Source organism: Kitasatospora sp. NPDC023385 (genome assembly GCF_055664045.1).
Window position 1 is genome coordinate 1 of the sequence record NZ_JBVOOL010000063.1, and the last position, 10,000, is coordinate 10,000.

Consider the following 10,000-nt stretch of genomic DNA (forward strand, 5'->3'; position numbering starts at 1 on the left):
GCCTCGTCGGCCGCGCGGACGTGCAGCGCATCCCGGTCCGGCTCGGCGTAGACGGCGACGCTGGCAATACCGGCGTCCGAGCAGGCCCGGGCGACCCGCACCGCGATCTCCCCCCGGTTGGCGATCAGCACCTTACGCACGTTGAACTCCCTCGTCCCTGCCGTTTGCTCGTCGTTTCGGGTGGTCGTGCGGCCGCACGCGCGGCCAGTCAGTCACCGGTGCCCCAGTTCCGGGGCCAGCGGGTCATCCGCCGGGCGGGGACCGCCCAGCCCCGGCCGGCCCGGGTCGGACCGGCCGCACCGGTGGCATCCTCGGTGGCGGTCAGCGCCGTCACCGCGACGACCACGGCCGCCAGTTCCTCGTTCGTCGGGCGGCCGTGCACCACCAGCAGGCCGTCCTCGACCGGGTGCGCGGTGCCGCCGCCTCCCGCCCCGCTCACAGCGGGATGTTGCCGTGCTTGCGGGGCAACCGGGACGTGCGCTTGCCACGCAGCGTCTCCAGCGCGCCGGCGACGGCCCGCCGGGTCTCGTGCGGCATGATCACCGCGTCCACGTAGCCGCGTTCGGCCGCCGCGTACGGGTTGCAGAGCGCCTGCTCGTACTCGTGGCGCAGCCGGGCCCGCTCGGCGACCGGGTCCTCGGCCGCCTTGACCGCGCGGTGGTGCAGCACGGTCACAGCGCTCTCGCCGCCCATCACCGCGATCTCGGCGGTGGGCCAGGCGAGGTTGATGTCGATCCCCAGGTGCTTGGACCCCATGACTCCGTAACCGCCGCCGTACGCCTTGCGGGTGACCACGGTGACCATCGGGACGGTCGCCTCGGCATAGGCGTAGATCAGCTTGGCGCCGCGGCGGATGATGCCGGCCTGCTCCTGCTCCAGGCCGGGCAGGAAGCCGGGGACGTCGACGAAGCTCACGATCGGGACGTGGAAGGCGTCGCACATCCGGATGAAGCGCGCGGCCTTCTCGCTGGCGTCGATGTCCAGGGCGCCGGCGGAGACGATCGGCTGGTTGGCCACGATGCCGACGCTGTGCCCGTCGATCCGCCCGAGTCCGCAGACCACGTTCTTGGCGAACAGCGGCTGCACCTCCAGCAGTTCGCCGCCGTCCAACACGGTCCTCACGACCGTGCGCATGTCGTACGGCACATTGGGGCTGTCGGGCACCAGGGTGTCGAGCGCCCGGTCGGCCGCGGTGAGGGTCTCCGGCTCGGTGGCGGCGTAGACCGGCGGGTCCTCCATGTTGTTGGAGGGCAGGTGGCCCAGCACCAGCCGCACGTACTCGAAGGCGTCCTTCTCGTCCTGCGCGAGGTAGTGCGCGTTGCCGGAGACGGTGTTGTGGACGAGCGCGCCGCCGAGGTCCTCGCGGTCGACGTGCTGGCCCATGACGGTGCGCAGCACCTCGGGACCGGTGACGAACATGTGCGAGATGTCCTCGACCATCACGACGAGGTCGGTGATGGCGGGGGCGTAGACCGCGCCGCCGGCGCAGGGGCCCATCATGAGCGAGATCTGCGGGATGACGCCCGAGCCCTCGACCTCGCGCCGGACCATCTCCGCGTAGTAGGCGAGCGAGACCACGCCCTCCTGGATGCGGGCGCCGCCGGAGTCGTTGATCCCGATGACCGGGCAGCCCGTGCTGAGGGCCAGGTCCATCACCTTGACGATCTTCTCGCCGTACGTCTCGCCGAGGCTGCCGCCGAAGACCGTGAAGTCCTGGGCGAACACGCACACCTTGCGGCCGTCGACGGTGCCGTAGCCGGTGATCACGCCGTCGCCGAGCGGGCGGTTCCGCTCCAGGCCGAAGTCGTGGCTGCGGTGCCGCGCCAGCGCGTCGAGTTCGACGAAGGAGCCCGGGTCGAGCAGCGCGTCGATCCGTTCGCGGGCGGTGAGCTTGCCCTTCTCGTGCTGCTTGCGGGCGGCGGCGGAGTCGGCCCGTGCGGCCAGCTCGTCGCGGCGGCGCTGCAGTTCGGCGAGTCGGGCGGCCGTCCCCGCCCTCTGCTCCTGGACGAGGGGGGTGTCGGGGGCCATCAGGCGCTCCTCTCCGCCGCCGAGGCGTGCTTCAGTTCGCCGTTGAGGTAACGCTCCCGGCAGGCCCGGCGCTGCACCTTGCCGCTGGTCGTCCGGGCGAGGAAGCCGCGCCGCACGACGACCACCTCGTCCACGTCGAGCCGCTGGCCCTCGTGGACGGCGGCGCGGATGCGCGCCGCCAGCTCGTCGGGACCGGTGGTGCGCAGGGCCCGGCCGTCGGCCTCGACGACGACGACCAGGCGCTCGCGTTCACCGTCGTCGACGGAGAACGCCGCGGCCGCGTTGGGGTGCAGGCCGGGAGCGGCGGTCTCGGCGGAGAGCTCGATGTCCTGCGGGTAGAAGTTCCGCCCCCGGCGGATGATGACGTCCTTGAGACGGCCGGTGACGAACAGTTCGCCGTCGTGGACGAAGCCGAGGTCGCCGGTGCGCAGGAAGGTGTCGGACTCCTCCTGCCCGTCGATCGTCGCCCGGAAGGTCTCCTCGGACTCCTGCGGACGCCCGTGGTAGCCCGCGGCCACACACGGTCCGGAGACCCAGATCTCGCCGACCTCGCGATCGGCCAGAGCGGTGCGGGAGGCCGGCTCGACGATCCGCACCGTGGTGCCGAGCACCGGGACGCCCGAGCCGACCAGCGGCTGCGCGCCCGGCCCGGGGGCGGACACCGTGACCCGGTGCGCCCGCAGGGCATCCGTGGACACCCAGAGCAGGGTCGGCTCTTCGGCGGGCCGGCTGCCGGTCGCCTTGAGCGTGTTCTCGGCGAGGCCGTAGCCGGGGCACATGGCCTCCGGGCGGAACCCGGTCGGCGCGAAGGCCTCGGCGAAGGACCGGATCGCCTGCCAGCGCACCGGCTCGGCGCCGTTGGCGGCCACCCGCCAGGAGGAGAGGTCCAGTCCGGGCGCCACCTTGCCCTCCTGCCAGGCCTTCACGCACAGCTCGTACGCGAAGCTGGGCGCCGCGGCGTGGGTCCCCCGGAAGCGGTCGATGGCCGACAGCCACCGGCCCGGGTTGCGGACGAAGGCGTCCGGCGCCATCAGGTAGGCGGGCATCCCCTCGCACAGCGGCATCAGGACGCCGAAGAGCATCCCCATGTCGTGGAAGAGCGGGAGCCAGGACACGACCACGCCGTCCGGTCCGGAGGGCCACAGCTCGTCGGTCTCGGCCACGTTGGCGAGGAAGTTGGCGTGGGTGACCATGACGCCCTTGGGGTCGCCCGTCGAGCCGGAGGTGTACTGCAGCAGCGCGGTGTCCTCCGGCTCGGGGAACCCGCCGGTCCACTCGGCCCGCGGCAGCGCGCCGGTGTCGACGAGGGTCAGCCCGGCGAGCTCCGGAAGGTCGCCGAAGCGCTCCTCCAGGTCGCGTTTCACCTCGGCGGTGGTCAGCACGGTCGTGGTGCCCGCGTCCTCGGCGATCCGGCGCAGGCGCGCCAGACCGGTGGCCCGTCGGGGCACCTGCACCGGGGCGCCGGCCACCCGCGCGTACATGCAGCCGAGCAGCGTGCGGACGAACTCCAGGCCCGAGGGGTAGAGCAGCACCGCGCTGCCCCCCGCGAGACCGGCCGCCGCCAGCGCGGCGGCCCGGGAACGCGCGTCGACGTCCAGCTGCCGGTAGGTGAGCGAGCCGTCCGGCTCCTCGCCGTCCCGCAGGTAGACGTACGCGGTGTCGTCGGGCTGCTTCTCGGCGCGCAGGCTCAGGGCCTCCGGCAGCGTCGTGGCAGGGCCCATCCGCACCGGTTCTTTGGTGGTCACGGTCGTGCTACCTCGTTTCGCGAGGACGTGGACGGTCGGTGGTGGCGTGCCGGATCACGAGTACGGGAGATCCAGGGGCGCGAGGGAGTCGAAGAGGTCACCGGGGCCGGGGTTGGCGTGCGGGGCGTGGCCACCCAGGTGCCGGACCACACCCCACACCGCGTTGAGAGCCGTCGTCACCGCGCCCTCGGCGAAGCCCGCGGTCCACGAGACGTCGTCGCCGCACAGGAAGAAGCCGCGGTGGCCGGGCTTCACGTCGTCCTGCATGAACTGCGTGAACAGCCGCCGCTGGTAGCGGTACTGGCCGGGCAGGTTCGACTTGAACGCGCCCACGAAGTGCGGCTCGGTCTCCCAGGTGACGGTGATCGGCCCGTCGATGATGTGCGAGCGGATGTCCAGGCCCGGGTAGATCCGGCCCAGGCGGGTCAGCAGGACCTCCAGGCGCTCGCGGTCGGTGAGCGGGGCGAACTTCAGCGAGTCGTCGTTCCAGGTGTAGGACAGGCACATCACGCCGGGACGGTCGGGTCCGTTATCGAACAAGTAGACGCCGCGCGCGATCCGGTCGGTGAGCGTCATCCCCATCACCTCGTGACCGGTCCGCGGGTCGATGTCCCGCCAGAACGGCCGGTCGGTGAGGACGAAGAGCTTCGACGAGCCCATGTAGTGGGTGCGCTCGACGGCCGTCCACTGCGGTTGGGTCAGCAGGGTGGGGTCGCAGTCGATGCGGTTGAGCAGCGTCCACACGTGCGGGGTGAACACCACGGACGGGAATCGGCGGATGCCGCCGTCCGCGTCCTCGACCACGAACTCCTCGCCCTTGTGCCGCAGGCCCACCACGGCCGGACCGGGCGCGCCGCCCTCGTGCAGCGAGGCGAGCGAGGTGCCGGCCGGCCAGTGCGCCGGGGCCTCGGGCGTGTGCCGCCACAGGCCGTACGGCAGTTGCTGCACCCCGCCGACGATCGACATGTGGTTCTCGTCCGCTTCGGTGAAGACCACCCGGAGGATCTCCAGCACCGAGTTGGGGAAGTCGGTGTCCCAGCCGCCCGAACCGAAGCCCACCTGTCCGAAGATCTCCCGGTGCCGGAACGAGTGGAACGCCGAGGAGCTCGCCAGGAAGCCGTAGAACGACTCGTCGTCGAACTCGCGGACCAGCCGGTTCCAGACGGCCTTGAGGATCGGCACGTCCCGCCGGGCGATCGCGTCGCGCATCGTCGAGAGGTCCGCACGCTCCTGGAGCACCTTCTCCCAGGCGTCCGCGACCTGCTGGTACGGCTCCGGCAGGTCCTGCGGCGAACGCGCCCACTCCTGCTCGCCGTTGAGGTCGATCAGGGTGCCCGGTGTGGAGGGTGCCAGCGGGTTCGGGAACGGCTTGGTCGGCAGTCCCAGCAGGTCGATGTAGTGGTAGAGCGCCTTCGCCGAGACCGGGAAGCGCATCGCGCCCAACTCGGCCACGTACTCGGGGTGCTTGGCGAAGGGCACGGCCCGCATCCGGCCGCCGAGGTCGCCGGCCTCGTACACCACCGGGCGCAGGCCCAGCCGCATCAGCTCGTACGCGGCGGTCAGTCCGGCCATGCCGCCGCCGACCACCGCGACCTCGGTGCCGGCCCGCTCCGGAGGCAGCACGCCCAGTCCGGCCGGATGGGTCAGCCACCGGTCGTAGGAGAACGGGAAGTCCGGAACGAGCATGCTGATCGAAGCCGGGCTTGGTGACGTCATCTGGAAAACCCCTCGGGCCGTGCCGACAATACTGGGTCGAGAATCAGAGAAATTCCGGCAGAGTTCCGCACGCTCGCGCCGCGCCTCGTACGCTTCGGCCCGGGGTGGGTCTCGCGCCTGCCCCGGGACCACGGGTCGCCTTCGCCGACGGGCTCACGCTATTTTTCGCGGTGTCGCGGGGGCAACCCCTACGTACCCTGTCAACGGGCCCCAACCCGTACAAAAGCCCGCGCCGAGCGGCCTGCGCCGCAGGTCACCGGTGCCGTCGGTCCGGCCCTCGCCGTCCGGAACCCCGTGCGCACCGGTGCGGGGTCGGCTTAGGGGGCTTATGGGGTGGTCGCCGGCCGAAACCCCGCCGTAGCCTCGGTCACGCTGTCCGCTGGCTGACTGTTGGGTGAAATGCTGATGGAAGAGAAGACAGCTGTCGTATTTCCTGGAATGGGGCCGTCGAGCTTTTCCACGGTCGGCAAGTTCATGGTTCTCGACAGATACGCGCGACGACGGATAGCCGACGCCGACCGGGCCCTCGGGTACTCGCTGCTCGATCGGTTCCACGCGGCCGACGACGACTACTCCGAATACACCCAGGTGGCCTTCCTGGTCAATTCCCTGGCGCTGGCCGACCGGGCCGAGGACGTCATGGGAATGCGCGCCGACTACGTCGCCGGCCCCAGTTTCGGACAGAAGGCCGCGGCCGCCTGGACGGGCGCCATGGATTATTCCGACGTGGTCCGGATGACCGCCGAACTCGCCCGCTGCGAGCAGGAGTTCTTCGCCACCGAACACACCGATGTCGTGACGCACTCCTTCGTGCGCGTTCCCGAGGACGACTTCCGGGAATACCTCGACGGACTCGCCGCCGACGGCGAGTGGTACGACGTCTCGGGCCGCCTCGACCAGGGCTTCTACATGCTCTCCGTCCGCGAACACCTCCTCGAAGGCCTCAAGAAGGCCATCGGCGCCATGGGCGGCTACTCGATGTACACCATGCGCCCGCCGGTGCACGCCGAGGCCTTCGACGGGCTGCGACGCAAGGCCGAGGAAGAGGTCTTCTGCCGCTACGAGATCGGCGCCCCCGCGCAGACCGTCATCGCCGACCAGGACGGCAGCCTGGTCACCACCGCCGACCGGATGCGCACCATGATGCTCGACACCTTCGACAAGGGGATCCGCTGGCCCGACGTCGTCGACTCGCTGCTCGGGGTCGGTGTGCGGACGCTCTACGTCACCGGCCCCGAGAACCTGTTCCGCCGGGTGCAGTGCACCACCCGGAACTTCGACGTCGTCGCGGTCGACCCGAAAAGCGTCCTCCGGTCCACGCTGCGGCCGGCCGACCGCTGAACGCGGCGGCGCTCCCGCGCATTCGGAAGCAGCCGGAAGCACAGCCGGAAACCCCGCCGGAACCCCGCCGGAAACGTCACCGGAAGCCCGGTCGGCGCACCGCCGGAATCCCCTGAGGACCCACTCGGACCCCCGGGGAGCGCCTCCGGAAGAAAGGGGTGCGTAGGGGTGGGGACGCCGCTCGGCGGCGACCTACGCTCGCGTGAAGTCCGGTTTTCCCTGAACAGCCCTGAAAGCCCTGAAAGCCCTGAACAGCCATGTCGGCAGAGTGGTGGAGCGAGCGATGGTAGGCCAGTCCGGAGAATTCGGTTCGAAGCCTGAACTGACCGGTCCGGAGCAGGAACGCCACCTGCTCGCCCTCGTCACCGGTCTGGTCGAGGACGTGCTCAGCAGCACGGACCGCGGCGGACCGACCGGCATCGACCCCGAGAGCTCCTTCCTCGAACTCGGCTTCCACTCGCTCGCCGCCGTCGAGTTCCACCGCCGGCTGATCGCCGCCACCGGCCTCTCCGTGCCCGTCACCCTGCCCTTCGACCACCCCACCCCGCGGGCGCTCGCGCGCGAACTGCGCCGCCTGCTCTCGGGCGCCGAGGACAGCCCCGCGGACGAGGCGGTCGCGGCCGCCGCCGACGACGAGCCGATCGCCATCGTCGGCATGGCCGTGCGGCTGCCCGGCGGCGTCGACACCCCGGACGACCTCTGGCAGCTGCTCGCCGAAGGCCGCGACGCCATCTCCGGGTTCCCCACCAGCCGGGGCTGGGACCTGGACGACCTGTACTCCCCGGACCCGGACGACGGCGGCAAGACCTACACCCGCGAGGGCGGGTTCCTGCACGGGGCGGGCGAGTTCGACGCCGACTTCTTCGGCATCTCGCCGCGCGAGGCCCTCGGCATGGACCCGCAGCAGCGCCTCCTGCTGGAGAGCACGTGGGAGGCCCTGGAGAACGCGGGCATCGACCCCAGGGCCGCCCGCGGCAGCCAGACCGGCGTCTACGTCGGCGTCGAGAACCAGGAGTACGGCCCGCGCCTGGCCGACGCCGCCGACGGGCTGGAGGGCTACCTGCTCACCGGCAACGCCGCCAGCGTCGCCTCCGGCCGTCTCGCCTACACCTTCGCCTTCGAGGGCCCCACGATCACCGTCGACACCGCGTGCTCCGGCTCGCTCGTCGCCCTCCACCTCGCCGTGCAGGCCCTGCGCCGCGGTGACTGCCCGCTGGCCGTCGCCGGCGGCGCCGCCGTCATGTCCAGCCCCGGCGGTTTCCTCGCCTTCAGCCGGCAGCGCGGCCTGTCCGAGGACGGCCGCTGCCGCGCCTACTCCGCCGACGCCGACGGCACCGGTTGGGGCGAGGGCGCCGGCATCCTGGTGCTGGAGCGCCTTTCCGACGCCCGCCGCAACGGCCACCGGGTGCTCGCGCTCGTCAAGGGCAGCGCCATCAACTCCGACGGCGCCTCCAACGGCCTGACCGCCCCCAGCGGCCTCGCCCAGCAGCGCGTCATCCGCCGCGCCCTGGGCGACGCCGGCCTCGCCCCCGCCGACGTCGACGCCGTCGAGGGCCACGGCACCGGCACCAAGCTGGGCGACCCGATCGAGGTCCAGGCCCTGTTGGCGACGTACGGGCAGGGGCGTGAGGGCGGCGAGCCGCTGTGGCTCGGCTCGCTCAAGTCCAACGTCGGCCACACCCAGGCCGCGGCCGGTGTCGCCGGTGTGATCAAGATGGTCCTGGCGCTGGGCAACGGCGTGCTGCCGCGGACCCTGCACGCCGAGCAGCCGTCGCCGCACGTCGACTGGTCGGCGGGTTCGGTGGAGCTGCTGACCGAGGCCCGGGAGTGGCCGACGGTCGGGCGTCCGCGCCGGGTCGGCGTCTCGTCGTTCGGCATGAGCGGTACCAACGCGCACGTGGTGCTGGAGCAGGCTCCGGTGGAGGAGCCGGCGGAGGCGGGCGCGGTCATCGTCGACGCTCCGGTGCCGTGGGTGGTGTCGGGTAAGTCGGAGGCGGCGCTGCGGGCGCAGGCGGCGCGCTTGGCGGCGTTCGTCGGGGAGCGGCCGGAGCTGTCGCCCACGGATGTCGGGTACTCGCTGGCGCTGTCGCGTTCCCGCTTCGAGCACCGTGCGGTCGTCTCCGGCTCGGACCGGGACCAGCTGCTCGCGGGCCTCGCAGCGCTCGCCGCCGGGGACACCGCCGGGGCGGTCGCCTCCAGCGGCGCACTCGCGTTCCTGTTCACGGGGCAGGGGAGCCAGCGGACCGGCATGGGCCGTGAACTGTACGGCACCTTCCCGGTGTTCGCGGCGGCCTTCGACGAGGTGTGCTCCTACCTGGACCTGCACCTCGATGTGCCGCTGAAGGACCTGGTCTTCGACGGGTCGGAGCTGCTGGACCGGACGGCGTACACGCAGGCCGCGCTGTTCGCGGTCGAGGTGGCGCTGTTCCGGCTGGTCGAGTCCTGGGGTCTGAAGCCGGACTTCCTGGTCGGCCACTCGGTCGGCGAGCTGGCCGCCGCGCATGTCGCCGGGGTGTTCTCCTTGGAGGACGCCGCCGTCCTGGTGGCCGCGCGCGGGCGTCTGATGCAGGCGCTGCCCGTCGGCGGTGCGATGGCGGCGATCGAGGCGACGGAGGCGGAGGTGCTGCCGCTGCTGGCCGGCCGTGAGGCGGAGATCGCTGTCGCGGCGGTCAACGGGCCTTCGTCGGTGGTGGTTTCGGGTGACGAGGCCGCCGTGCTGGAGGTGTTGGAGCACTGGAAGGCGCAGGGCCGGCGGGGCCGCCGGCTGCGGGTGAGCCACGCGTTCCACTCGCCGCGCATGGAGCCGATGCTGGAGGAGTTCCGCTGGCACGCCCGCGTGATCGGCTACTCCGCGCCGCGCATCCCGATCGTCTCCAACGTCACCGGTGAGCTGGCGACGGCGGAGGAACTGGCCTCGCCGGAGTACTGGGTGCGGCACGTCCGCGAGGCGGTGCGCTTCGCGGACGGTGTCGCGTACCTCGCCGGGCAGGGCGTGAGGAAGTTCCTGGAGCTGGGTCCGGACGGGACTCTCTCCGCACTGGCCCAGGGCGTCCTGACCGACACCGAGGAGGCGGTCTTCGCCCCGGTGCTGCGCAAGGACCGCTCGGAGGCGGTGTCCTTCACCGAGGCCGTGACCGGTGTGCACGCCCGTGGTGCCGTGCTGGACTGGG

Annotated in this window: 6 protein-coding genes and 1 pseudogene; 2 read left to right on the forward strand and 5 right to left on the reverse strand. The window is 72.0% G+C overall.

The window, feature by feature from the left end:
- The 5 genes from AC0B61_RS36635 to AC0B61_RS36655 form a co-directional block, all read right to left on the reverse strand.
- A partial coding sequence (locus tag AC0B61_RS36635; protein ID WP_380420974.1) for a biotin carboxylase N-terminal domain-containing protein occupies positions 1 to 140 on the reverse strand: 140 nt, incomplete at its 3' end.
- Between the two features lie 68 nt (positions 141 to 208).
- Complete coding sequence (locus AC0B61_RS36640; protein WP_471746792.1) at positions 209 to 439, reverse strand: acyl-CoA carboxylase epsilon subunit; 231 nt, start codon at positions 437 to 439, stop codon at positions 209 to 211.
- A complete protein-coding gene (locus AC0B61_RS36645; RefSeq protein WP_471746794.1) occupies positions 436 to 2,028 on the reverse strand; it encodes an acyl-CoA carboxylase subunit beta in 1,593 nt (530 codons plus the stop codon). Before AC0B61_RS36645 ends, AC0B61_RS36640 begins: the two co-directional genes overlap by 4 nt.
- The gene (locus AC0B61_RS36650; protein ID WP_471746796.1) at positions 2,028 to 3,773 is read right to left on the reverse strand and encodes a fatty acyl-AMP ligase; all 1,746 of its coding nucleotides are present in this window, start codon (positions 3,771 to 3,773) and stop codon (positions 2,028 to 2,030) included. The genes AC0B61_RS36645 and AC0B61_RS36650 overlap by 1 nt, the downstream gene beginning before the upstream one ends.
- 54 nt (positions 3,774 to 3,827) lie before the next feature.
- Entirely contained in the window at positions 3,828 to 5,519 is a 1,692-nt protein-coding gene (locus tag AC0B61_RS36655; RefSeq protein WP_471746800.1) for a flavin monoamine oxidase family protein, read from the reverse strand.
- A 444-nt stretch (positions 5,520 to 5,963) separates the two neighbouring features.
- Here AC0B61_RS36655 and AC0B61_RS36660 point away from each other — a divergent pair, with 444 nt between their 5' ends.
- Positions 5,964 to 6,830: an ACP S-malonyltransferase gene (locus tag AC0B61_RS36660; RefSeq protein ID WP_471746798.1), complete on the forward strand. Its 867-nt coding sequence runs from the start codon at positions 5,964 to 5,966 to the stop codon at positions 6,828 to 6,830.
- A 283-nt stretch (positions 6,831 to 7,113) separates the two neighbouring features.
- Positions 7,114 to 10,000: pseudogene (locus AC0B61_RS36665) on the forward strand (type I polyketide synthase); the annotation flags it as partial.